Genomic DNA, 24,712 nt, shown 5'->3' with positions numbered 1-24,712 from the left:
TTCTCCCTATGGCAGGAGCGATAGCTTCGAGCTTCAAGCCGCAAGCTTCAAGTTAAATGCCAAGTCAGAACCGTATGGCAACGAAAAGTGGCAGCGAAAACTCATCAACGCGGCGGCGGAGCGATGCCGGCTTCAGCCTTTGCTACAATCGGCGCCCGCTTTTTTGCCAGCGTCACGAGAATTTCCCAGATGAGCGAACCCATCCGCCTCACTCAATACAGTCATGGTGCCGGTTGCGGCTGCAAAATTTCACCCAAGGTCCTGGATGTAATCCTCGCCGGGAGTGGCGCGCAGAACCTCGATCCGCGTCTGTGGGTCGGTAACGCATCGCGTGACGACGCCGCCGTTTACGGCATCGATGAAGAGCGCGGCGTGGTATCGACCACCGACTTCTTCATGCCCATCGTCGACGATCCGTTCGATTTCGGTCGGATCGCCGCAACCAATGCGATCAGCGATATCTACGCGATGGGTGGCGATCCGCTGATGGCCATCGCCATTCTCGGCTGGCCAGTGAACGTATTACCGCCTGAGGTGGCACGCGAGGTCATCGCCGGTGGTCGCGCCGTATGCGACGCGGCGGGCATTCCGTTGGCGGGCGGCCATTCGATCGACGCGCCCGAGCCGATTTTTGGCCTGGCAGTGACCGGCCTGGTGAACAAAAGCCAGATGAAGCGAAACGACACCGCAACAGTCGGCTGCAAGCTCTACCTGACCAAGCCGCTGGGCATCGGCATTTTCACCACAGCCGAGAAGAAGGCCAAGCTGCGCGCCGAGGACGTTGGTCTTACGCGTGACTGGATGTGCACCCTGAATACCCCCGGCAGCCGCTTCGGCAAACTCGCGGGCGTCCGCGCCATGACCGATGTCACCGGTTTTGGCCTGCTCGGGCATCTGGTCGAGATGGCCGATGGCAGCGGCGTGACCGCGCGTATCGACTATGCCCGTGTGCCGCGTCTGGACGGCGTCGAATATTACCTGGAGCAAGGCTGCGTACCGGGCGGGACCGGGCGTAACTTCGACAGCTACGGTGAGCGCATCGCGACGCTGGACGAGGCCCATAAACAATTGCTCTGTGACCCGCAGACCAGTGGCGGGCTGCTGGTCGCCGTGGCACCCGAAGGCGAGGCTGAATTTCTCACGGTCGCCGCCGAACTCGGCCTGGCACTCGAGCCGATTGGCGAACTGGTCGAAGCCGGTGTCTTTGCTGTCGAGGTTCGTTGATGCGTGGCGATACCGATAACTTCCGCGAGCTGTTCCTCAATGATGTGCCGATGATGGATGCGCGGGCACCGGTGGAATTTGCCAAGGGCGCGTTTCCCGGCGTGGTCAACCTGCCATTGATGGACGACCTTGAACGGCAAAAGGTCGGCACTTGCTACAAACAGCACGGCCAGCAGGCTGCGATCGAACTTGGTCATCGACTGGTCAGCGGTCAGATCAAGGCTGAACGTATCCAGGCTTGGGCCGATTTCGCGCGGAGCAATCCGCACGGCTATATTTACTGTTTCCGCGGTGGCCTGCGTTCACAGCTGGTTCAGCAATGGCTCAAGACCGAGGCGGGCATCGACTACCCGCGTGTCACGGGCGGCTACAAGGCGATGCGTCATTTCCTGCTGGAAACCATCGAGCAGGCGGCGGCGAATTACAACTTCGTGCTGGTCGGCGGAATGACTGGCACGGGCAAAACCGAAGTGCTGGCGCGTCTGGACGAAAGCGTCGATCTGGAAGGCATTGCCAATCACCGTGGTTCTAGCTTCGGCAAGCGTGCCACCCCGCAACCGGTGCAGATTGACTTTGAAAACGCGCTGGCTATTCGCCTCCTGAAAATGCATGAGGCGGGTGCCAGGCAGTTCGTCCTGGAAGACGAGGCGCGGCTGGTGGGCCGTTGTTCGATACCGCTGCCGCTGTTCCAGGGCATGCAGCAGTATCCGCTGGTGTGGCTGGAGGACAGCTTTGAAGGGCGTGTCGATCGAATTCTGAAGGATTACGTGATCGACCTCTGTGCCGAGTTCATCGCTGAGCTGGGCGAGGGTGGATTTGCCGCTTTCAGCGAGCGTTTGCAGCAAAGTCTGGTCAATATCAGCAAGCGGCTCGGAGGCGAGTGCTACAAGCAACTGGCTGCGATCATGGATCAGGCGCTCGCTGAGCAGGCCACCACGGGAACGGTCGATCTGCACCGCGGCTGGATCGAGGTGCTGCTGAGGCAATACTACGATCCGATGTATGCCTACCAACGGGAGAGCAAGGCGTCCCGAATCGAATTCGCTGGCGAGCAGGATGCTGTAGTCGAGTTCCTCCGCGAGCGCATTGCAGGCAATCACAACTGAGTTGGGCTCGGAATGAGGATGTATCGATGAAAAATTTGATCTGTTTATCTCTGTTGGCGTTTGCCCTGACCGGTTGCGCCGCAAAAACCGCTTATCGCGACAGCTGCGCATCCCAGCTGAACGCTGCTTGGGAAGAGCAGAGTCTGGCTGAAGCGGAAGGATTCGCCGGTACCGTGAGCTATTCCAAGGCGATAGCCCTGCTTACCGGTGCGAAAACCCAGCAGCAATTCGAGGGCTATCAGGGCTGCGTGGAAAAGGCCAAGAAAGCTCGCTTCTACCTCCGCGAGTCGCGCGCGGGGCGCTGACAGTACGGCGCTAACGTGGCAGCCGCTCTGGTTGCCACGTCTCATCTGTCGGTTTTGGCCGATTCAGCAGGAAACCCCTAATGCTGCTCGACTTCTCCACTCTGGCGCCGGTCGAGGCCTATCGCTGGCTGGCGTCCACCGTTACACCGCGACCGATTGCCTGGGTTTCGACATGCTCGGCTTCGGGCATCAGTAATCTCGCGCCATTCAGTTTCTTCCAGGTGATCAGCAGCGAGCCGCCGACATTGCTAATCAACGTTGGCCTCAAGGATGGGCTGCCCAAGGACACCGCTCGCAATGCGCACGATACCGGTGAGCTGGTCGTTCAGCTCGTCAGCGCTGAGCAGGCCGAGGCGATGAACGCGTCTGCCGCCGCTTTGCCCCATGGCCTCAGCGAGTTCGAGCACTGTGGTATCGCCAGCGAACCGGCCCGTCTCGTGAAGGTGCAGCGGGTGGCTGGCGCGCCGGTCGCCTTCGAATGTCGCGTCGCGCAGATCCAGCCGTATCCGGCTGAGTCGCCCAACTGCCAGCTCATCTTCGCCGAAGTGCTGCTGGCGCATATCGATGACCGTGTGCTCGACGAGCGCGGACGTATCGATTCCGCCCGGCTCGATCTGGTCGGGAGACTCGGGGGCGCGACTTACAGCTATACCCGCGAGCGTTTCGATATGCAGCGGCCCTAGCCGCGCAGCCCCGCTTGATTGCCCCGCAGCTTACCGACGCACCCACAGCCCGCGCCCGGGCGGTTGGCGACACGCAACATCCAGGCCGCAGCACGGATCAAGCGCCGGTTCACAACTTCGTCACTGCAGGTTTCCATCGCTTTGCCTGAGCTTGGCCGGTCAGTAGGATCGACGGAACAAACAAAGGAGAGTCGCATGCGTGCGCGATTGGATGTCTGTCTAAGGGCGGTGAACGAGGTCCTGCTCGGCAAGCAATCACAGGTTCGATTGGCCATGGCCTGCCTGCTGGCGAGGGGGCATCTGCTGGTCGAGGATCTGCCGGGTATGGGCAAGACCACGCTCAGCCATGCGCTCGCCAAGGTGATGGGCTTGGAATTCCAGCGAATCCAGTTCACTTCGGACCTCTTGCCGGGCGATATCCTCGGTACCTCAGTGTTCGACAGGGACAGCGGGCAGTTCGTCTTCCATCCAGGACCGATTTTCGCCGAGCTGATCCTCGCAGACGAAATCAACCGGGCCACGCCGAAAAGCCAGAGCGCACTGCTCGAAGCCATGGAAGAAGGGCAGGTCACCATCGAGGGCGCAACCCGGCCCTTGCCTGAGCCATTCTTCGTCGTCGCCACGCAGAACCCTGTCAGCTCCGGCGGGACATTCGCGCTCCCCGAGTCGCAGCTGGATCGTTTCCTGATGCGCCTGTCCCTGGGCTATCCGGCGAAAGCTGCGGAGAAAGCGTTGCTACTCGGCGACTCTCGCCGCGATCTACTGACGCGCCTGGAACCCATGCTCGATCATGCCGGGCTGGTGGCGATTCAGGATACGGTGGCGCAGGTGCGGGTGAGTGACGCGTTGGTCGACTACGTGCTGCGGCTGGTCGAGGCTACCCGCACACAGCCTCAGTTCGCATGGGGGCTTTCGCCTCGCGGCAGCCTGGCGTTGTTGGCGGCGGCACGGGCTTGGGCCTTTCTCGACGGTCGCGATTATGTAATTCCGGAAGACGTCCAGGCGGTGCTGCCATCGGTGGTCGGACATCGCCTCCGCGAGCAGGCTGACGCCACTGGCCATGGCGGCGGCGCGCTGGTGCAGTGGCTGTTGCGCGAAGTGCCAGCGCTCTGATGCCCTATTGCGGGAACTGCCGAGAGGACGAGCATGCGACTGCTACCACGGCTACGTGATCGCTGGCTGTTAAAGCGCATTCCGCCTGGTCCGAGTGTGCGGCTCGATCAGCGGCGCATATTTATCATGCCGACCGCGGTGGGCATATCGTTTCTGTTGGCATTGCTGCTGATGCTGCTTGCCGCAATCAATTACCAGAACAGTCTCGCCTATGCCCTGACGTTCCTGCTTGGCTCGGTATTCGTGGTCGCGATACTGCATACCTGGCGCAATCTGGCAGGCTTGGTTCTGCAGGCAGGCAGCGCGGAGTCCGTCTTTCTAGGTGAACAGGCGCGTCTGCGTGTCAGGCTGGAAAGCGGTGGCCGCCTCTATCAGGCCGTCGCGCTGGGCTGGCCCAGGAGCGGCTTGCAATTGGTGGATGTGCCGACCGGCGGAACCTGTGAAGTCGAACTGAGCCTGCCGAGTGAACGCCGCGGCTGGCTGAGGCCGGGGCGGTTGCGCGTCGAGAGTCGCTTTCCGTTGGGCATTCTGGTGGCGTGGAGCTGGGTCGACCTGCAGCTAGCTGCACTGGTCTACCCGCGGCCGTTAGCAGGCGATTTACCGCAAGCCGGCGGGTTGATCGAAGAAGAGAGTGAGGGGACTCGCACAGTTGGGAGTGGCATCGATGATTATCAAGGCTTGAGACCTTGGCAACCGGGCGACTCGCGGCGACGTCTTAATTGGAAGGCGTTTTCACGCGGCCAGGGCTTGCTGGTGAAGGATTTCACCGCGTTGGCCGGCCAAGAACCGCTACTTGATCTCGATGCACTCGACGGGGATATCGAGGCGCGGCTGTCGCTACTTTGCCATTGGGTCGTCGAATTATCTGCGCGCCAGCAACCCTTCGCCTTGCGCATCGCGGCGACAACCATCGGCCCGGACGGCGGCGCTGATCATCGTAACCGCTGCCTGCGCGAACTGGCCTTGTTCGGTCTGGAGCGGGGGCGCGATCAATGAGCGCTATGCAGGCAATTCCGCGTAACGGGCTGGTCTGGCTGCTGGTGGCGCAAGTGCTGGTGATCCTTCCTCATCTGGGCCATCTGCCGTTGTGGATTATCGGCCTCTGGCTGGCTTGCGCCGCTTGGCGAGTGCAGATTTTTCGCATGCGTGCCCGCTATCCGAAGAGCTGGGCGAAAGCCCTGATGATGATCGGCGCGGGGTTTGGTGTGTACTTTTCGCGCGGCAGCGTGATCGGGCTCGACGCCGGAGTGGTGCTGCTGATTGCCGCGTTCATTCTCAAACTGGTGGAGATGCGCAGTCGCCGTGATGCGCTGGTACTGATCTTCCTCGGCTTCTTTGCCGTGGTGACCAGTTACCTGTTCTATGACAGTCTGTTGGCCGGACTGTACAGCCTGTTGCCGATCACGGCTCTGTTGGCCGCCATGATTGGCTTGCAGCAGAGCACTGTGGCCACGCATCCCTGGCCGACAGTACGTCTGGCGGGCTCGCTATTGCTTCAGGCCGTGCCGCTGATGCTGGTGCTGTTCGTGCTGTTCCCGCGGTTGGGTCCGCTCTGGTCCTTGCCGCAGCCAAAGGACCGTGGCGTTACCGGACTGGCCGACAGCATGTCACCGGGCGATATCGCCGAACTGAGTCGATCCGCCGAGCTGGCATTCAGAGTCAGTTTCGAGGGTCCGATTCCTGAGCGGGACCAGCTGTATTGGCGGGCCGTCACGTTCGAGCGCTTCGATGGCCGGCGCTGGTCGCAATCATTCGCTTCACAATCGCCGCAAGCCCCTGATTGGAGTCCGCGAGGCGTGCCGGTGCGCTACAGCATCGTGATGCAGCCCAGTGGTCGGCCCTGGTTATACGCGCTGGATGTCGCGCAGGTGGATGCGAGCAACGTGCGGCTGATGGCCGATTTCCATCTGCAACGACAACGTCCGATCGACCAGCCATTGCTTTACCGGGCGACCTCATGGACCGAATCGCTGCGCGAGCCTGAGGCTGCGCCCGCCACGCTTGAGCGTGCCTTGCAGCTTCCTGCTGCGGGCAATCCGCGCAGTCGGGCCTGGGCTGCGGATCTGCGCCGCAAACACCGGACTCCAGAGGCGACCGTGCAGGCGCTCCTGCGGCATTTCAATCAACAGCCATACGGCTATACGCTGCGGCCGCCGTCGGTGGGCACCGATATCGTCGATGGATTTTTGTTCGATACGCTGAACGGCTTCTGTATTCACTACGCTGGGGCGATGACCTTTGTGCTGCGTGCTGCTGGCATACCCGCGCGCGTGGTAGCTGGTTACCAGGGCGGAGAAATCAATCCCTCGGGTAACTATCTGTCGGTTCGTCAGCGTGACGCCCATGCCTGGGTCGAGTACTGGATCGCCGATCGTGGCTGGATCGCGGTGGACCCGACGTTCCAGGTCGCACCGGAACGCATCGAGCTGGGACTCGAAGAAGCGCTTGCAGACGAGCAGGGGCTTCTCGATGACTCGCCACTGACGTTGCGGCGCTACCGGGACATCGGCTGGCTGAACCAGCTGCGATTCGGCTGGGACAATCTCAGCTACGGCTGGCAACGCTGGGTGCTCGGCTACCAGGGCGAGCGCCAGCTGGAAATCCTGCAAGGACTGTTCGGCAAGATCGACGAGCGCAAGCTCGGATTGCTGATGGTTGCTTCCGGTGCGCTGCTGATGTCGTTCCTGGCGCTGATGTTGCTGAAACCCTGGCGGCGCGAACGCGATCCCCAGCTGCGTCTGTTTCAGCGATTCGAAGGGCTGCTGGCACGCCAGGGCGTCGCGCGGCTAGCGGGCGAGGGCGCGCGCGATTTTGCCGAGCGGGCGGCCGGCCTGGCTCCGGCCGTTGCCGAACCGATTCGCGATTTCGCTCGGCTCTACGAGATGGCGCGCTATGCTGGCCAGCCGGCGGACCTGGCGGCAATGCGGGCTTCGCTCGCCAGACTGAGACGCCAGCTGCCGTGGCGACCTGATATTCGCAGGCGCCAGGGCAGAGGTGAGCGCAGCGACCCATAGTTGCGCGCGATAGCGCCTTATCACCGAAGCCTAGATATGCACCCCGTCAGCGAGCCGGCTATAAGATAGCTCCGATAACAACGATCCGAGGTGGGCATGACCCTTTCCGAACTGATACAAGCCGCGCGTGACAATCCACAGAACGTCGTCGTACCTGCTAGTTGGGGCCAGGGCCGGGCCGGTTTCGGCGGGGTCGTTGCGGCCCTGGTGTACGAGGCGATGCAAGCGCAAGTGCCCGAAGGGCGTCCGGTGCGCTCATTGGCCATCACATTTGTCGGTCCATTACTGGTCGATACGCCGGTCAGCTTCGAGGCCGAGGTACTGCGTGAGGGCAAGGCGGTCAGCCAGGTGCTTGGGCGTGCTGTCCAGAACGGCCAAGTGGTGACCATCGTGCAGGGCAGCTTCGGCGCGGCTCGCGCTTCCGCCGTCCAAGTGGCAGCAGAGCCAGCCCCGGCGATGCCGCCGGTGGAAGAATGCCAAGAGTTGCCTTTCGTACCGGGCGTGGCGCCGGAGTTCACTCGCTATCTGGCGATGCGCTGGGGTATCGGTGGACTGCCGTTTACCGGTAATACATCTCGAGAAATGGGCGGCTGGGTGCGACAGCGCGGTGAGGTCGAGCGAGAGCCGGTCACCGTCTCGCATCTGCTAGCGCTGGTGGATGCATGGCCACCCGCGGTGCTGTCGCATTTGAGAGGGTTCGCGCCCGGCAGCTCGCTGACCTGGACCATCGAATTCATCCAGCCGACTCCGCAGCTCGATACCCATGAGTGGTGTCAGTACCGTGCGGTGATCGAGCATGCGCAGGATGGCTACGGCCATTGCGCAGCGGCGCTGTGGACGGCCAAGGGCGAGTTGGTGGCGTTGAGCCGTCAGACGGTAACGGTGTTCGGCTGACCGGGCGGAGCGATTCGGCTCTGCCTGCACCTTGCCGAGCTCTGACGCAATGCTGGCGAAAGTGATGCTGGCCTCGCTTGTTGAATTGCTGCTTTTATCTGAATGCATCTAGGCGCTGCGATTATATGCAGCGGCAGGACGAACAGCGCCGTTTTGCCAGTCAGGCGCTTAAACGCCGCGAATGCTGGCTTGCAGGCTGTTCAATACCGGCCCAAAGGCGTGATCTGAAAGAATTGCTGGGCACAGGCGGTGGTGCTGGCGGCCAGCTCTTCTTCGCTCACGCCGCGATGATGAGCCACTTCGCGCAAGACTTCGGGAAGGAAAGCGGGTTCGTTCTGGCCGCCCTTGGGTTTGGGGCGCAGCGTGCGTGGCAATAAGTAGGGTGCATCGCTTTCGAGCATTAGTCGCGTTACCGGAATCTCGCGTACCAACGGGTGCAGATGAGTGCCGCGGCGCTCATCGCAGATCCAGCCGGTAATGCCGATGTGCAGGTCGAGATCCAGATAGGCGTAAAGCGCGCGTTTTTCCCCGGTAAAGCAATGAACGACCGCGGCGCTGAGTTGATCGCGGAACGGCCGGAGGATCTCGATTAGGCGCTGATCGGCATCGCGTTCGTGTAGAAATAGCGGCAGGCCGGTTTCCACGGCCAACTGCAGATGCTCTTCCAGTACACGTTCCTGCTGCGCGCGGGGAGACAGGTCTCGGTTGAAGTCCAGGCCGCACTCGCCAACCGCCCGTACTTCCGATTCGGTGAGCAAGTCTTTCAGCTGCGTAGCGGTTTCCGATGTCCACTGGCTCGCGTCGTGAGGGTGAATGCCGGCGGTGCAAAATAGCCGTTTCCGGCTTTCATCCAGGTCGCGGCAGAATGTCAATGCCGCTTCGCTCTCGGCGAGACTGGTGCCCGTCAGTACCAACTGAGTGACGCCCGCTGCGTAGGCGCGATCAAGGACGGCGCGCGGATCGCGGGCAAGGGTCGGGTGGGTCAGATTGACACCGATGTCGACAAGTTGCATGAACTGCCTCGCTTATAAAATAAAAATATAACTATGAAAATCAGTTAGTTAAATAACCTATCTAAGGTTGCGTGACAGCTTTGGATGGCGGCGGCACTCGTGCTATGAGAACCTTCGCCGCCTTGCGGCAGGGTGGCCGCGCTGACGTGTCCGTTTCGAGCCGATAAGCCGCCGATGATCCGATTATTTCCCCTGCTTTTGTGCCTCCTGGCGTTCGCGCCGTGGCCGGCCGTCGCGCGCGTAATGGGCCCCCAGGCCTGGCAGTCGGCGGATACGGTACGCGATCTTGCAGAGATCCGCCGCAGTGGGGTGTTGCGCGTGCTGGTGAATCAGAGTCGCAACAGCTCCGGCGAGGTCAAGGGCCAAGCCATTGGTGTGGAATATGTCCGCCTGCGTGCGTTCGAGCAGTTCCTTAATCGCGGTTCCAAGGGGCGACCGATCACGTTAGAGATGATTCCGAAGGCCAAGGACCAACTGCTTGCGGCGTTGCAGCGGGGCGAGGGTGATCTGGTCGCGCCTGGCGAGTTGCTGGATTTGGGACCGATGCGCCGGGTGAGCCGCAGCCGGGCTGTGGTCGCTGATGTTCCGATGGTTCTGGTCACTCGCCAGGACAGTCCCCGCTACAAGCGCTTCGAGCAACTATCGGGGCGCGGCCTGGCGTTGTCGGCAGGCAGTGCTGCCGGGCCTGCTCTCGAACAGATCAACCGTGAGCTGATGCAAGCCGGACGCGCGCCGATCGCCATCGAGTGGGTCGACCCGACACTCGCCGTGGAGGATGTGCTGGAAATGGTGCAGGCCGGTATCTATTCGGCCACCGCTGTCGAGCAGACGATTGCAGAGCGCTGGTTGAAAGTCCTGCCTAAATTGCGCATCGAGCCGCAGCTGGCGCTGGGCAAACGCGCGGACATGCATTGGTTCGTTCGAAAAGAGGCGAGCATGTTGCGTGCGAGCGCCGATCGCTTCCTGAAGACTTACAACGCGCCGGATAACCAGGACGCGGCGTTCGTTCGGGTCTATCGGCGTCTTTATCGAGTGCAATATCCCCTTGATCGGGTCGGGCGACAGCGCCTGGAAAAGGTGCGTCCGACGCTACAGCGGCATGCCCAGCAGCAGGATATCGACTGGCTCAATCTGGCGGCACTGGCGTTCAAGGAGTCGACACTGAACCCGGCTGCCCGTGGCGCTTCCGGGGCCACCGGGCTGATGCAGATGACCCCAGCCACGGCTCGCAGCATGGGCGTCAGTGATATCGGCAAGTTGGACAATAATGTGCTTGCCAGTGCGAAATATTTGGCCAGCATTCGGCGCAAATTCTTCGCCAGTCCCAGGCTCAATGAGCGCGAGCGCATGGCGTTCATACTGGCTGCCTACAACATGGGGCCGCAGCGGGTGCAAAGTATGCGTGCCGAGGCCAGGCGCCGCGGTCTGAACCCTGATCAATGGTTCTTTCAGGTCGAGCGCATCGCCATGGAAACCATGGGTATGGGCGTGGTCAGCTACGTCAATGCGGTGAATAAGTACTACCTGGCCTACACGCGGGAGCGTTACTTGCTCGAAGGTGGGCCGCAAAGCGCTTCCAACTGAGCTCGCTAGTCGTTCTTCGCGGCGAACAGCTGTTCGGCTGCCTCAAGACGCAAGCGCTCGTTCTCGTCGAAGCGTTCGGCTGCCATACGCGCAATCGCCGCGCGTTTGTCGATTTCGCCAAGGCCCCGGCTGTTCTGAATGCGCACCTTTTCTTCTCGATAGTTCTCTATTCGCCGCTGCCAATCCCTGCGTTTACGGTCGAGGTTTTCTAGGCGAGCGGTTGCGACGTTGCCGGCCAGCTGTTGGCGCAACTGGCGAATTTCGCTCGGCGTTGCGCCATTGGCCTGTAGCGTCTGGGTCTGCTCGTGCAATTCGGTTTGCAGCTGCGGCGCCAGGGTATCCAGCAATTCGGCTGGCAGGCTGCCTTGTAATTTGTCGATGGCAGCGCCCTTGGCTGTGGCATCGAGAGTCGGGTCGCGGCGAATCGCCAGCCTTTCAAGGGTGAAGCTATCGGCCGCCTCGTCCAGGGCAAAGAACGCTTGATGCACCTGTTCGCTGAAGATTCCGGCGCGTAATTGGTGAACCGCGCGCAGCCGTTCACGCATGGCATCAATATCAGCGCGCTGAGCATGGGACTTCTCGAGCGCCAGCAACTGTCGCTTGTAATCCAGGTACTGACTTAGTACCTGCAATGCCTGGCCTTCCGCGGGTTGGGGAAGTTGCTCTTCGATGTAACGGCCCAGACGGGTGACGCTGGCCTCAACCGACTCTTCGCCAATGGCTGCCAGAAAGTAGTCGAAGACGCGCCGGACATTACCATCGATGATCAGATTGCCGGACAGGTCAGTCTGGAGCCGACCGTCAATCTGCGTTCCGGCAAACGAGCCAGGCAGACGATTTACCGTTGCGGTCGGCCGCTGCTGCGGACCGAGCGAACGAACCATCGTTTTTTGCGGGGCTGTTGAGCGGGCTATAGCTGGGTCAGCGACCGCCTTTGCCTGAGCCGGCGTTGGTTCGGTCGGCTCATGCCAGGGTGCCGAGACACCGATGGTGACGACCAGCAAGAACAGCAGTGCGAGTTTTTTCATCGACATGCCTTGTGTGGGGGTACCGGGGCCGGGGGGCCCCGGCGAGGCTCAGAGACCTGCGTTCTTCAGGCGGTTAGCGTGCTGGCGGTAGACGGTCAGCGGGTCGGTCTCGAACAGGCTGGTCAGCCCAAGCACCTGGTTGACCTCGTCCAGGTGATTCATCCGATAGTTATCGCGAATGACCATGCCCAAGTGCGAGCTGCAGCGCCCGACCAAGCCATCATTCGCCTCGTCGAAGGCAAGTGAGCCGGCGCCGAGCATCGCATCACTGATGTCCAACGGGTTGGTCAATGGACTGGTGCCTCCCCAGGAGTAGTAGCGCACGCCGTTGACTTTGTAAGCGCCCTCGCCGCATTCGCTGGTCGGAATCCCCTGTGGGTATTTGGCGTTGAAGCGCGCGGCGCCCTCGCTGTTGAGCGATTCGAGTGTTCCAAGCGCGTTCTGTGGTTCGGTGCTGGAACTGCCGGAGAGGAAATGGATCAGCGCGCCCATGCCGTTGACCAGCCCGGCAACGATGGCTTCGCCGCCTGATCCCTCGGGTATCTTGCGAATCAGGTCGGCAACGTCCGAGCCCTTGTGAGGAGCGCCGACACTGGTGACGGACGCAATCAGATCGGGCCGCACGGCAGCGACGTAGCGCACGGTCGGTCCGCCGTGACTGTGGCCGATCAGGTTGACTTTGGGTTTTCCGCTGATCGCGACGATCTCCTCGACTTGGTCAAGCAGCTCTTCCCCGCGGAGTTCTGAGGTGTTCAGCTGGCTGACTTCGGTCACGTAGACTTGGGCGCCGTCACGCCGAAGCGCATGCGGGATGCCGTACCAGTAGTCGATACCGAGCATGCTGTCGAAGCCGAGCATGCCGTGAGTGAGAACGATCGGGTAACGCGTCTGGGTATAGCCGCTGGAGCTGAACAGGCCGGCGTGTACCTGGCCTGAAAGCGCCATGGCGGTACCGAGGCAGAGAGCAATCAAAGTTTTCTTATTATTCATGTATGCACTCAATCAGTTGGTGAATCGGGCATTGGGCAATCCATCGCCATTCACCGCGCGTTGCGCGTACTGCAGCCGCTGCAAGCGCAGCAATCGTGCCAATAATTTGGCCAACGGCAACTATCCGCTCTGGCACGGCACACGCAGATGAGTGATAGCAAAAGGCTGCTGGCGGTGAGCCGCTTTGCCTGTTACCAGACGGAACGTTGTGTTGAGTAGGAAAGTGATGTTTATCGAGGATCGGTTTCTATTTGCCAATCTTAGCGGCATGTTCGCCGTATTTAGCGACTAAATAGTCATATTGGAACCGTCTGGTCACGGGTAATCAATGGCGACGACGTACCAGAACTTCGGGCCGGTAGGCGTCTGTACCTCGACTTCAGCATCCAACGACTTTCCCACCAATGCTCTGGCCAAAGGCGAGTCGATGCTAATCAGTCCCTGACGCAGCTCCAGCTCGTCGGGACCAACGATGCGATAACGCGCCTGTTCGCCATCCTCGTCTTCAACCGTCACCCAGGCGCCAAAATAAACTTTGCCCGGGTCGCTTGGCTTGTCGCTGACGACCTTGAGCTTTTCCAGCCGCTTGGTGAGGAAGCGTACGCGGCTATCGATTTCCCTCAGCATTTTCTTGCCGTAGGTGTATTAGAACCCCACTCCGAAACATACTATTTAAAGGGATCATAATGCTCTTTACCCCGTTCCAATGAGCGAGTAGGGTTAGAAGTAACCCTATACTATGTGTAACTTTTATGAAGAGTACCTTGAAGCTGGCAGTCAGCTATACGGACACTGCGAGCGGGATTAAGCATCATCTGCCAGCCGTTTACACTCAGAAAGGCCTGTTGGTTTCCCATCTGAGGTATCTTGCTTGGTATTCGGAAAAGAGTGCTTCGTGGAGAGAAAAGTCCGTTTTTGCGGTGCGCCTGTTGATTGACTTTGTAGAGGCGGCTACCAGTTTCAAGAAGACCACAGCCCTCCTGAAGAGTTTTACCGAGGCTTTGGTAACCGGAACGATCGACTACGAAGTTAGTGATGATCCCTTGGGGCTATTCTGGAAGCCAAGAGATCTCACAGATGCAAATAGTATACTTTTCCATATCACCCACTATACGGATTTTTTGGCACGACAAGAGGGATATGAGCACAGTCGTATAAACCCCTTTAGAGAGGCAAACACTTGGGAAGAGCGTATGAACTGGTGTGCTTATTACCATAAGCAAGCCAACGTTTTCTTGAATCACTTGTCTTCATATTCTGAAGCTAAGCAGGCGGCTGCAAGAAAAAGGCTTATTTACACACCGGCCCAGCTGATGATCAGCAATGATAAAGCTGAACGATTTCCGGAAGATAAAATTGAGTGCCTGATAAATGATGGCTTCACTGTTAGAGAAAAGCCTGATTATCGATCCCAAGCAATAACAATGTTATTGAATTACGGCGGCTTAAGGAAGAGCGAGGTTTTTCATATATTCGTTTCGGATATTACGATACATCCAAATCACACAGACGAAGCGTTGGTCAGAGTTTATCATCCGGTATATGGTCGGTCTCCCGATCCAAAATATAAAAATAGATATGAATACTTGATCAATGAAACTGCTTATAAGTCAAGAGGTAATTATCGCTTAACTGAGCGACTTTATGCAGGGTGGAAGAATCCTCTTCTGACAAGTAAAGACGGCTATTTAGAAGTTATATTTAACCCGACATATAAGGCTAAAGAGTTTCTTTCAATCTGGGCTAAATACTTAAAGTTTCAACGAATTGAACCGAAGCAATTCCATCCCTTTGCGTTTACAAATGATCGGGGAGAGCCTGAAACCTTGAAAAATTTTCAACGACGCCATAAGCGTGCCGTTGAGCGGATTGGCTTGGAGTACAAGAAAGAGTTAGGGACTACTGAGCATGGTCATCGACATGCCTATGGTTATAGAGGCCGAAAGCTGGGATTAAGTCAGGTTGAGCTACAGAAAGCGATGCACCATAAAAGTCCAAATTCCTGTTTGATCTACATAAAACCAACGAGTGATGACATAAGAGCCGAAATGAGAGAGTCAGAGAATGAGTAACAAAAACAAGTTTGGCTTTGATTCGGCTCCGCTCACAGCATCTAGTTTGGCTGATATTAAAGCCATATGCAAAGCATATGGTATAAAAAATTCAAGCGATTATAAGAAAAGATATAAAGAAATTCCTGGACTCCCCGCTCATCCGGAAAGAGTTTTTAGTGCTGAATGGAACAGTTACACTGAGTTCTTTGATATTCCCGAGCTAAAGCCTTATAGAGAGCTAAAGAAGGAGGTGCAGGCGCAGAAAATCAAATCAAAAAAAGAATATCTTTCTTGGGTGAAATCTCTCAAGGACTCTAGTTATCCACGATCTCCAGAAGAGGCCTACAAAGAGGAATGGGAAAACTGGTATGGCTTCTGTGCAAAGGAAAAGCCGTACAAACCAGAATATATATCTGAACCATTCAAATTATGGGGAGAAAAGATTCAGGAGTTTATGAAGCAAGCGCTTGGCGGAGGCTCCAAAGTGAGCCATCTATGCCGGTTCGTAAGAATGTATGTTGAGAAACATGATAAAAGTCATTCGCCGCAAGAGCTGCTAACAAAAGAAAAAGTTAATATTCGCCCGTTTCGTGAAGAGCTAAAACGACTGCCCACAGACAATTACCGTAGAAACATCATCATTGCGGTTAATGAATTTTTAGATTTTATTATTAGCAATGATCTGACTGATGAGGATGAAGAGACCGGTGAAGTCGTTCGTGTAATGAATGCTCGAAACCCGTTTCAGTTATTGTCTGATGATAAAAGCGTTACCGCGCCTACCAGAAGTGAATCCACCAAGCCCTGTTTACAGTACTATTTTGTTCGGAGGGCGCAAGAATGGATTATACCTGAAGGGGCCAAAACTTTTTGGGACTTGGTACATCTGCAAAAGTTCGATACTGACTGGGTAAAAGTCCCGCACCATTTGATTGATCATAATGATCCTGATTGTGTTGTCAGGAAGCACGGACGGCAATATTTCCTGTGGTGTCCAACAGACTGGATTCACACCTACGCATTAACGAAAGTGCCCCTGAGAGGTCGTCAGATCGCTTACAACGATTCGGGAGAGGGGGACAGAGAAATCGCCGATCTGGATCAGAATGGCGCTGTAACCTGGTCCAGGAACGTTGGACCGCTGGCAGGAGTCACAAAGTCTCAGTCATTCATCAAGAAGCTGCCAGATGGCAACATGGGCATGTATGTCACTACGAACAAAACCAGTAACAACGGTGCAGGGTACTCGATCCCGTGGATACCTGAAGACTTGGCTTATTGGCTGATAAGGCTTCGCAAGTGGCAACAAAAATACAATCCCATTACGGAGGCGACGCCCTGGACCCGCTGTGTTCGTACTAATCTCAACGAATTGCAACTCAAGGCAAAAGGGGTTAACTGCTTTCTCTTCAGGGCTTTCGGTGATGTAGAGCCCAAAAATCCAGGTGGTGCGCTAACCATGCGGCTGGCTGCAACGCTTAACCATATTCAGCCTTCAAGTCTTAAATTGGCGGAGCTAACCGGCAGCGCTTACCGTCTTTCAAACTATAAATCGAAATATACCCCTCACTCCATGCGGGTTAGCTTGATCACCGCCTACATAATGGAAATGGGGATGCCGGTAGAAGTCGTGATGAAGGTAGTTGGCCATTCATCCATCGTCATGTCGATTTACTACTGCAAAGTTACTCAGCGCGACATTCGGCAGCGATTTGAGGAGGCTGAAAAGAAGGCTTTGAAATCACAGGCGGAGGCAACCCAAGCAGCCATTGAGCAGAACAACATCGAATCTGTAAAGAATCAGCTTGTCGGCTCAAATCAGGATTTGCTGCAGTCACTTACAAATGATGTTCCTGCGGGGAATTATGTGTTCAGGGACTATGGGATATGCCCTTTTGCAGCTTCTCGCTGTGATGATGGAGGAGAGGAAGTTGGAGCCACAAAAGTCCGTAGCCCTGTACCATCTGGCTACTTGGGGTTCCAGAATTGTCTGCGGTGTCGTCATTTTATTACGGGACCCGTATTCATGGGTGGACTTCTTTCAATTACTAACGAAATTCTCCTGGAAGCGAATGATCAGTCTGATGTCTGTCAAAGTTTACAAAATAAAATCAGCGTTATCAACGAAAAATTAAATGAAATCGATCGGCAGGAATATTTGGCCAGCCTTAAAAAAGAGTCATTTGATTCGAGCCATAGAAAATCACTTGAGTTTAAAATAAGAAAGCTGGAGTCAGAATATGAAGGCTCTGCAAAGAAAATGGATATGCTTTTATGTGACCTTCAATCAGCATATAAGCTGGTTCAGTTGTCACAATCAATTGCTAATGGCCAGAATGGAACGGATGAATCACGTGTGGCACTTATAAAAATGCCAGGATCAGAAGTGACAATTGAAATCGAGGATGCTTCTCACTTCCAGCAATTGCATGAAATCTGTGAAAACTCAACTATATATGAGAGTTGCAATCCATCAAGAGCTATAATTCCTAGATCTCAGCTATTAGATCGTATGGCTAGTTTCAATAATCTTGCTCCAAGATTATTTATGCTTTCAAAAGATGAGCAACTCGCTGTTGGTAATCAGCTCGTGGCCTTGTTCAAGGCAAGGCTTAAGTCATGGCAAAAAATTAATAAACTGATTGACGGTCAAGTGAAATTAAGTGATTTAGTAGGGCCTGAAAAGATCGAGCCTTCTGAAATTGAGCTGATCAGCAGCTGCTCGGTGCCTGCGCTGCAATAAGGAAGAAGCCATGAAACCTAAAATACTGCTCGATAAACTTAAAGAAACTGTATCACCTAAAGCCATTAAAACATTGGATGCTATTTATGAAATATGTTTGGAGCAGGAGAAAAGAGGTGTTTATGATTTCTCTGTGTCTACCATTGCTCGTTTAGGCTATAAACGAGGGGTACCCAAAGCTCAGAGTCTTCGTAATAAGACAGGGGAAAGCTACAGAGCGCTGCTGCGAGCATTCGAAGAGTATCACCGTGATAAAAAAGGTGGCACAATATCTCAGTCAGAAGATGGCTGGATTGAAGAAATTCAGAATCCAAAGCATAAATTACTTGCTCGCATCCAGGCTTCTGAGTTGACTGCAGCAAATAAAAAACTTAGAGATTTTGTTCCGCCAGGCACTCGCATTGAGGTTCGCGATTATCAGAATGAAAGACTAGATGACGACGAAAAGTTATCTGGTATTGAAAGACGAGCTCTGGAGTATATTGTGTCTGATGAGTTTCTTGAAAAATGGGGTTTTGCAATATCGGAGTATGGTGAAATAGTAGATAGTAATGGTGCTGTTGTTCTGCGTGCAGCTACGGCTGATGCTATCAAAAAAGCACTCGCTCAATTATAGGACATTATGGATACAAACGTCATAACACCTGAAGGCTTTGCAGAATTGAAAGGGGAGCTAGACCATCTGTGGCGAAAAGAGCGCCCGGAAGTTACTAAAATGGTTCAATGGGCTGCTAGTCTTGGTGACCGTTCTGAGAATGCTGACTACCAATACAACAAGAAAAAGTTACGGGAGATAGACCGTCGAGTTAGATTCTTAAGAAACCGATTGGATAAGCTGCGTGTAGTTGAGTATAGTCCTGTCCAAGAAGGGAAGGTTTATTTTGGTGCTTGGGTTACGCTAATAGATGTAGACGATAAAACACTACGCTTTAGAATCGTAGGGCCAGATGAAATTTATAATAAGAAAGATTATGTCTCAGTTAACGCACCTATCGTTAAAGCATGTCTCGGAAAAAGCGTAGGTGATGAGGTTTTTGTAAGGACCCCGGAGTCAGAAAAGGAATGGGAAATTGAAAATATAAGATATGGTTTGCATCCAGAATAATTCATTTGAATCAGGCCTCAATGATTAATTGGGCTAACCCATCAAGCCGCTCCTTGGTCTTTTCCCAGCCTGGCATTACCTGATTCATCAAACGATAGAACCGATCGCTGTGGTTATGTTCAGCTATGTGGCAAAGCTCATGCAAAATAACATAATCAATGCATTCACGAGGTGCTTTAACAAGGTGAGGGTTCAGGGTGATTCGGCCATTGGGTGAGCAGCTGCCCCATTGAGTTTGCATGGTCAGTATGCGCAGCGGTGGTCGTTCTTCTACCCAAAGGGCTTGCTCCAGCATGGCATCGAGGCGCTTGGCGAATGTTTCCTTAGCCCGCGCTTTGTACCAATCTGTTAGTAGCTCTTTAATCTTGTCATCGGACTTTGTTCTTACTGAAACCTCCAACTTTCCACGTAGTAGTTTCACACCTTGAACCTGCTCAGGCGCTTCAATCACTTTCAGCAGGTACTGTTTTCCCAGGTAGTAATGGCTCTCACCACTGATGTATTGCCGAGGGGTGGTGAATTCAAGCTGTTTACGGAAATCCCGAAGCTGCTCGTATATCCAACGCCCACGCTTCTTAACAGCAGAAAGAACCGCATCGTTGTTGGCATCTTCGGGACTCGACACGATTACCCTGCAATCTGGATGAACTTTGATTAGTATTCTATTTGAGACTGATCTTCTCGTTACTCGTTCGAACGGGATAAGATGATCGCCGTAGTGGAATTCAAAGCGCGTTGGATTAGTCATCTTCAAACAAGTCTCTTACATTTGAAGCTGATACTTTGTTCGGGCGTGCATCAATTAATACAAAGCCTTTGTCCTCTTTTAGTTTTAACTCCCTCATAACCTTGCTGACGGATTCAAGCTCGGAATCGCTGAAAAAGAGAATGACTTTAATTGACTGATGGGTGTAGTTTGCAGCCTCATAAATCTCAACTTGATGTTTTAGATTTTGTTTTAGTTTTTTGTTTGAAGCCAGCTTAAACTCAACGAGAGATTTATCTTTACTCCCGTTTGATATTTTGAAATCAACGGGCCCTCGACCATTATTAACTTCTGCATTTACATCATATTTACTGGCAAACCATGTAAGCTTGAATAGGAGCTGAAGGTCTTGCTCTCGTTTTATTGGGTTTCCTTTTACATAGAAAAACCTGTAGCCATCATTGTTCTCAATCATCTGCTTTAGAAAGAGAACACGCTGATACGCTTCGTCTAAGGAATTTGATGGTTGATCATAAAACGTCGTATCTTTTTCTAGACTGTTTACAAGTGTATTCCGTCACGAAGAGCTAACGCTTTCGTCGTGGGCCAACAGTAAGCGGAAATCTCGCGCCGGCTGGAGCTTCTGCACAAGGTTTACCGCTTGGGCTCCTTTATGCTGGTAAACGGCGTACCCCTTCGTGAGCTTGATCGGAAGCCGCGAGTCCCCCTCGGGAGGTAGCCGCTCAAAGCTTCCAGACAGGTACTTCTGGTTACTGTGCCTAGGTGTAATACAGCGCTTTCCTTGTGTGTACATGCAAATCCCGCGTTCGGATATTTTTACCTAGCGGCGGTCTCTAGCCGCTGAAGACAGAAAAGAGGATGCTGTCTCCGTACCAGGCTACGGGATCAAGTTTTTTTTGAACAAAGATGGGCGCATCAATAGGAAACGGACCTGCCTGCCGCGCTCTGACGATGTGATTAAAGTCAGCATCGTATGCGTAACAGTGAGCGATGATCGCCTGCTGTCCGGCCACTGGGCGTTGGCCTGGGTGTGGGCAACGCTCCGGCTATATCTGGTACCAAGGGCCCTCTTGGCTACTAGGGCGGCAAGCAGGATACGGGACGTATCGGCGATGTTACAGAACAGGAAAAACCAAGATGCGCCCGCTCCTGTTTGCCTATCGGCGTGAATACAACGCTTAACTAGCGCGTTTTTGGTTCAACCATTCTTGCGCCAGCGACTCGGCCTCAGCCACCTGCTCGGGCTCCATCCGTGTCGAATAGACCTGGATAAGTTCTTTCGCCGTTGGTTCCCCTGCAGCTGCAGCCAGGCTCAGCCATTTATAAGCCAGGACAAAGCCCTGAACGTGCAGGCCTTTGTCCGCTCCATCTGCGTACATCTCCGCCAGTTTTACCTGGGCCTGTGTATGTCCTTGCTCTGCCGAGCGCTGATACCACTTGAGCGCTTCTTTATCGTTTGCAGGGACTGCGCGAGCTTTCTTGTAAACCCCGTTGACCTCACTTCCATAGAGGCGCGCCAGGTTGAACTGAGCATCAGCTTCACCCTGCTCAGCTGCCATACGGAACCATTTGACCGACGCTGCATGGTCCTGCTTTACACCGATGCCACACTTGTAAGCCACGCCTACGACATTTTGCGCGAGGGCATTATCGGCGTGCGCTTTTTGCTCCCAGCTGTTAATGGTCTCCGGCGACAAGGTTTCAAATGCCGTCTCCAGCTTTGAAAAGTCATAGGCAAGAACCGCGTTTGACAAACTCAATGCTGCAACACCGAGCAACAGGCTTCTCAGTGAAGACCGAGGAAAGCGTCCCGCGAGTTTTTTACAAGACATAACAACCTCCTTGATTTCATCCCGCGCAGCAGGACAGCTGTTTGACGTCCTTCGTGAAGGTCTGCGCAGCCAGCTTCAAGCCCTCGACCATCGTCAGGTAGGGAAAAAGCTGGTTGGCCAGATCCTGTACCGTCATGCGGGCACGGATGGCGATCACCGCGGTTTGGATTATTTCGCCCGCTTCCGGTGCCACTGCCTGCACGCCAAGCAGGCGGCCCGAGCCAGCCTCGGCGACAAGCTTGATGAAACCGCGCGTATCGAAGTTGGCGAGCGCGCGCGGCACGTTGTCGAGCGACAGCGTACGGCTATCGGTTGCAAATCCGGCGCGCTCAGCTTCTGCTTCGCTGTAGCCAACGGTGGCGACCTGCGGATCGGTGAACACCACCGCTGGCATGGCATCCAAATCCAGCTTCGCATCGCCGCCGGTCATGTTGATTGCCGCACGCGTGCCTGCGGCGGCTGCGACGTAAACGAACTGCGGCTGGTCGGTGCAATCGCCCGCTGCATAGATATTCGGTGCACTGGTGCGCATGCCCTGATCGATCAGGATGCCACCACGCTGGTCCTGTTCCACTCCAGCGCGTTCCAGATGCAGGCCCTCGGTGTTGGGTGAGCGTCCGGTGGCTATGAACAGGTTGTCGGCCCGCAACTCGCCCTTGTCAGTCGTCAGTACGAACTCGCCGCTGGCATAAGACACGGCGCTTGCCTGCGTGTGTGTCCAAACTTCGATGCCTTCGGCCCGGAAAGCGGTTGTCACTGCCTCGCCTATGGCCGGGTCTTCGCTGGAAAACAGCGTGCGGCGGGCAATAACGGTGACCTGACTGCCCAAGCGGGCGAATGCCTGCGCCAGTTCCAGTGCGACGACAGACGAGCCAATCACGGCAAGCCGTTCCGGAATGGTCTCGCTCACCAATGCCTCTGTGGATGTCCAATACGGGGTGCCGTCGAGACCGGGGATCGGTGGAATGGTCGCGCTCGCGCCTGTTGCGACAAGGCAGCGGTCGAAGGTCACCTCGCGCTCACCGCCTTCGGCCAATGCCACGGTCAGGGTGTGGCCATCCTTGAAACGCGCCGTACCACGGATCACGCTCACAGCATCGCTACTGTCCAAAATGCTTTCGTACTTGGCGTGGCGCAGTTCCTCGACGCGGTCTTGCTGTTGTTTTAACAGCCGGTCGCGTAACACGGTTGGAGCTGCTGCCGAAAGCCCCCCATCAAATGGACTCTCGCCGCGCAGATGCGCGATGTGCGCGGCGCGGATCATGATTTTCGACGGTACACAGCCGGTGTTGACGCAGGTTCCGCCAATGGTGCCGCGCTCGATCAGGGTGACGTTCGCACCATTCTCGGCAGCCTTGAGAGCGGCCGCCATCGCGCCTCCGCCACTACCGATGACCGCAATATGCAACCGACCGCCAGTGCTCCGCGTGGCGGTTTCGCCAGTCTGCCAGCCGGGCGTACCTGCCGATTCCTCGCTGCGCGAGCCGCCCTCCACAGGGGCGGCCTGATAACCCAACGCCTGGACAGCAGCGGTCAAGGCTGACAGGTCCGGCCTGGTGCCCGTAACACGAGCAAGGCCCTCCGAGTATTCGATAACGGCATGCGATACGCCAGATACCTTCAGTAGCGCTGCCTCGACGTGTTGCGTGCAGCTTGGGCAGGTCATGCCCGTCACCTGAAGGGTGACTTGATCTGTTTTGCTCATATGTAATTTCCTTTTTTCGCACTGGGGGCCGACAGCCTTTCGGCATTGGTCCGGCGCGGTAACTACTGACGATTCATCTGACCGGTAGACATGCTCGGCTAGCACGTTTGCGATGGCCTCCACTGCGCCGATAAGCGAGTGGAGACGCCGCGAGCAGAATTGGCGCCGCCTGGATACATGGCGAGCCTAGTCAAGCGTGCTGCCGGCTTAGACTATTCTTTCAGCTCAGATGGATAACCGGCGTCTGTAGTCGCCTTGGTCAGCGCCTCGACGTCAGTCAGCGTATCGTCGAAAGTCACGGTAGCCTGTTTGGTTGCAAAGCTAACCTGCGCCTCGCTGACCCCCTCGACCTTGTTCAGCGCGTGTTTGACCGTGATGGGGCAAGACGAACACGTCATGCCGGGTACCAAAAGCGTGACGGTTTGCGAAGCGGCCCAAACGGATGAGCTGAACCCAGCGGCCAGGACGATTGCTGTTAAGATTTTTTTCATGACATTTTCCTTCCGGTTTCAATAAAACAGTGGCAGGACATAAGGGAACCCAAGCGCAACCAGAACCAGCGTGGCCACGACCCAGAAGAGCACTTTGTACGAGGTTTTGACCCGCCCCACCGCACAGACATCACCCGGCTTGCAGGCTTGTGCCGGACGGAAGATCCCCCGGTACGCAAAGAACATCGCTATCAGTGCCGCGCCGATGAAGATCGGCCGATAAGGCTCCAAAACTGCCAGGTTGCTGATCCAGGCACCGCTGATTCCCAGGGTTACTAGAATCAGAGGCCCCAGGCAGCAAGCCGAGGCGACGACTGCGGCAAGCCCTCCCGTGACAAGTGCAGCACGACCACTTCGCGGTTCCGACATGGAACCCTCCTTTCGATCAATGTGTGAATGACATAATCTTGGTTCCGTATCCAGCTACGGAGTCAAGCGTTATGAAAAAAACACTCGACCACCTCACCATCGGCGTCTTCGCCAAGGCAGCCGGCGTAAACGTAGAGACCATTCGGTACTATCAGCGTAAGGGCTTGCTACCCGAACCGGAAAAGCCCTACGGAAGCATTCGCCGCTATGGAGATTCGGATATAGCGCGCGTCAAGTTCATTAAGTTCTCACAGCGTCTTGGCTTTTCACTAGTTGAAGTAGCACAGCTGCTTAAGCTCGAAGACGGGACACATTGCGCTGAGGCGGCGGAAATCGCAGAGCGTAAAATATCCGATATACGCTCTCGTCTGGAGGACCTAGAACGAATGAAAATTATCCTGTGTGAATTTACGAGCCGCTGCCATCAGCAAAATAACAGTATCAGCTGTCCGCTCATCGTGTCGTTACAACAGGCCGCAAGCACCACTCGTTTAGCTTAATAGCTTCAATATAATTCGGGCTTCGGCCTGATTCGGCAGCAGCTCAAGCAACTATCTGCGTACATAGATACGTATGTGATTATGAACTTCTTGATTGATTCGACCTCTCCCAGAAAGGCTACTACCCCCATAAGGAGAATCGAGATGAGCACCGACTCAACGAAAACTGATACTAGCGATTGTTGGCGCTGATGGAAAATTGACCCACCTTGCCGATTGAAATTTGACCCAG

The 24,712-nt window shown here is 55.6% G+C and carries 23 protein-coding genes and 1 pseudogene; 14 read left to right on the top strand and 10 right to left on the bottom strand.

Going from position 1 to position 24,712, the window contains the following annotated elements; genetic code table 11:
- Window positions 1-189: 189 nt before the first annotated feature.
- From selD to AC2LD7_RS15160, 8 genes are all read left to right on the top strand, one after another.
- Complete coding sequence (gene selD / locus AC2LD7_RS15195) at window positions 190-1,224, top strand: selenide, water dikinase SelD (RefSeq protein WP_484598565.1); 1,035 nt, start codon at window positions 190-192, stop codon at window positions 1,222-1,224.
- Window positions 1,224-2,330 carry a tRNA 2-selenouridine(34) synthase MnmH gene (gene mnmH, locus AC2LD7_RS15190; protein ID WP_484598564.1) on the top strand — a complete coding sequence of 369 codons (1,107 nt, stop codon included), beginning with the start codon at window positions 1,224-1,226 and terminating at the stop codon, window positions 2,328-2,330. The genes selD and mnmH overlap by 1 nt, the downstream gene beginning before the upstream one ends.
- Window positions 2,331-2,356: 26 nt before the next feature.
- Window positions 2,357-2,635, top strand: coding sequence for a hypothetical protein (locus tag AC2LD7_RS15185; RefSeq protein WP_484598563.1), 279 nt, complete (start codon window positions 2,357-2,359; stop codon window positions 2,633-2,635).
- A gap of 80 nt (window positions 2,636-2,715) precedes the next feature.
- A complete protein-coding gene (locus AC2LD7_RS15180) occupies window positions 2,716-3,318 on the top strand; it encodes a flavin reductase family protein (RefSeq protein ID WP_484598562.1) in 603 nt (200 codons plus the stop codon).
- Window positions 3,319-3,513: 195 nt separating this feature from the next.
- Window positions 3,514-4,431 (top strand): AAA family ATPase, encoded by a 918-nt coding sequence (locus AC2LD7_RS15175; protein ID WP_484598561.1) that lies wholly within the window; start codon window positions 3,514-3,516, stop codon window positions 4,429-4,431.
- 33 nt (window positions 4,432-4,464) lie between these two features.
- Window positions 4,465-5,427: a DUF58 domain-containing protein gene (locus AC2LD7_RS15170; RefSeq protein WP_484598560.1), complete on the top strand. Its 963-nt coding sequence runs from the start codon at window positions 4,465-4,467 to the stop codon at window positions 5,425-5,427.
- Window positions 5,424-7,445 carry a transglutaminase TgpA family protein gene (locus AC2LD7_RS15165; RefSeq protein WP_484598559.1) on the top strand — a complete coding sequence of 674 codons (2,022 nt, stop codon included), beginning with the start codon at window positions 5,424-5,426 and terminating at the stop codon, window positions 7,443-7,445. Before AC2LD7_RS15170 ends, AC2LD7_RS15165 begins: the two co-directional genes overlap by 4 nt.
- Window positions 7,446-7,541: 96 nt before the next feature.
- The gene (locus tag AC2LD7_RS15160; protein ID WP_484598558.1) at window positions 7,542-8,339 is read left to right on the top strand and encodes an acyl-CoA thioesterase; all 798 of its coding nucleotides are present in this window, start codon (window positions 7,542-7,544) and stop codon (window positions 8,337-8,339) included.
- Window positions 8,340-8,539: 200 nt separating this feature from the next.
- On the opposite strand, the gene AC2LD7_RS15155 is transcribed toward AC2LD7_RS15160, so the two are convergent.
- A complete protein-coding gene (locus AC2LD7_RS15155; protein ID WP_484598557.1) occupies window positions 8,540-9,352 on the bottom strand; it encodes a TatD family hydrolase in 813 nt (270 codons plus the stop codon).
- Window positions 9,353-9,526: 174 nt separating this feature from the next.
- Between AC2LD7_RS15155 and AC2LD7_RS15150 the strand changes: the two genes are divergently transcribed.
- A complete protein-coding gene (locus AC2LD7_RS15150; RefSeq protein WP_484598556.1) occupies window positions 9,527-10,936 on the top strand; it encodes an MltF family protein in 1,410 nt (469 codons plus the stop codon).
- Window positions 10,937-10,941: 5 nt separating this feature from the next.
- Here the strand turns inward: AC2LD7_RS15150 and AC2LD7_RS15145 are convergent, their stop codons facing one another.
- From AC2LD7_RS15145 to AC2LD7_RS15135, 3 genes and pseudogenes are all read right to left on the bottom strand, one after another.
- Window positions 10,942-11,964, bottom strand: coding sequence for a lipase secretion chaperone (locus tag AC2LD7_RS15145; protein ID WP_484598555.1), 1,023 nt, complete (start codon window positions 11,962-11,964; stop codon window positions 10,942-10,944).
- Window positions 11,965-12,012: 48 nt separating this feature from the next.
- Window positions 12,013-12,954: an alpha/beta fold hydrolase gene (locus AC2LD7_RS15140; RefSeq protein WP_484598554.1), complete on the bottom strand. Its 942-nt coding sequence runs from the start codon at window positions 12,952-12,954 to the stop codon at window positions 12,013-12,015.
- A gap of 315 nt (window positions 12,955-13,269) precedes the next feature.
- A pseudogene (locus AC2LD7_RS15135) lies at window positions 13,270-13,599 on the bottom strand (GreA/GreB family elongation factor); the annotation flags it as partial.
- 107 nt (window positions 13,600-13,706) lie between these two features.
- Here AC2LD7_RS15135 and gmtY point away from each other — a divergent pair.
- From gmtY to greB, 4 genes are read left to right on the top strand one after another with little or no spacing between them, the layout of a single operon-like run.
- Window positions 13,707-15,026, top strand: a complete 1,320-nt coding sequence (gene gmtY, locus AC2LD7_RS15130; RefSeq protein ID WP_484598553.1) for a gamma-mobile-trio recombinase GmtY — start codon at window positions 13,707-13,709, stop codon at window positions 15,024-15,026.
- Window positions 15,019-17,751, top strand: a complete 2,733-nt coding sequence (gmtZ, locus tag AC2LD7_RS15125; RefSeq protein ID WP_484598552.1) for a gamma-mobile-trio integrase GmtZ — start codon at window positions 15,019-15,021, stop codon at window positions 17,749-17,751. Before gmtY ends, gmtZ begins: the two co-directional genes overlap by 8 nt.
- 10 nt (window positions 17,752-17,761) lie before the next feature.
- Window positions 17,762-18,367 (top strand): gamma-mobile-trio protein GmtX, encoded by a 606-nt coding sequence (gmtX, locus tag AC2LD7_RS15120; RefSeq protein ID WP_484598551.1) that lies wholly within the window; start codon window positions 17,762-17,764, stop codon window positions 18,365-18,367.
- 6 nt (window positions 18,368-18,373) lie between these two features.
- Window positions 18,374-18,856, top strand: coding sequence for a transcription elongation factor GreB (greB, locus tag AC2LD7_RS15115; protein ID WP_484598550.1), 483 nt, complete (start codon window positions 18,374-18,376; stop codon window positions 18,854-18,856).
- 10 nt (window positions 18,857-18,866) lie between these two features.
- Here greB and AC2LD7_RS15110 read toward each other — a convergent pair whose 3' ends face one another.
- From AC2LD7_RS15110 to merT, 6 genes are all read right to left on the bottom strand, one after another.
- On the bottom strand, window positions 18,867-19,604 hold the full coding sequence (locus tag AC2LD7_RS15110; protein ID WP_484598609.1) for a M48 family metallopeptidase: 738 nt from the start codon (window positions 19,602-19,604) through the stop codon (window positions 18,867-18,869).
- Complete coding sequence (locus AC2LD7_RS15105; protein ID WP_484598549.1) at window positions 19,597-20,037, bottom strand: hypothetical protein; 441 nt, start codon at window positions 20,035-20,037, stop codon at window positions 19,597-19,599. Before AC2LD7_RS15105 ends, AC2LD7_RS15110 begins: the two co-directional genes overlap by 8 nt.
- 724 nt (window positions 20,038-20,761) lie before the next feature.
- Window positions 20,762-21,415, bottom strand: coding sequence for a tetratricopeptide repeat protein (locus AC2LD7_RS15100; protein WP_168424423.1), 654 nt, complete (start codon window positions 21,413-21,415; stop codon window positions 20,762-20,764).
- A 16-nt stretch (window positions 21,416-21,431) separates the two neighbouring features.
- A complete protein-coding gene (gene merA / locus AC2LD7_RS15095) occupies window positions 21,432-23,120 on the bottom strand; it encodes a mercury(II) reductase (protein ID WP_168424422.1) in 1,689 nt (562 codons plus the stop codon).
- Window positions 23,121-23,332: 212 nt separating this feature from the next.
- Entirely contained in the window at window positions 23,333-23,611 is a 279-nt protein-coding gene (gene merP, locus AC2LD7_RS15090; RefSeq protein ID WP_125024960.1) for a mercury resistance system periplasmic binding protein MerP, read from the bottom strand.
- Window positions 23,612-23,629: 18 nt separating this feature from the next.
- Complete coding sequence (gene merT, locus AC2LD7_RS15085) at window positions 23,630-23,980, bottom strand: mercuric ion transporter MerT (protein ID WP_168424421.1); 351 nt, start codon at window positions 23,978-23,980, stop codon at window positions 23,630-23,632.
- Between the two features lie 71 nt (window positions 23,981-24,051).
- Between merT and merR the strand changes: the two genes are divergently transcribed.
- Window positions 24,052-24,480 carry a mercury resistance transcriptional regulator MerR gene (gene merR, locus AC2LD7_RS15080; protein WP_168424420.1) on the top strand — a complete coding sequence of 143 codons (429 nt, stop codon included), beginning with the start codon at window positions 24,052-24,054 and terminating at the stop codon, window positions 24,478-24,480.
- Window positions 24,481-24,712 lie beyond the last annotated feature (232 nt).

The sequence above is a fragment of the Stutzerimonas sp. genome (assembly GCF_982611455.1).
The sequence above is the reverse complement of the archived record's forward strand: the minus strand, read 5'-3'. Positions and strand labels throughout refer to the sequence as shown.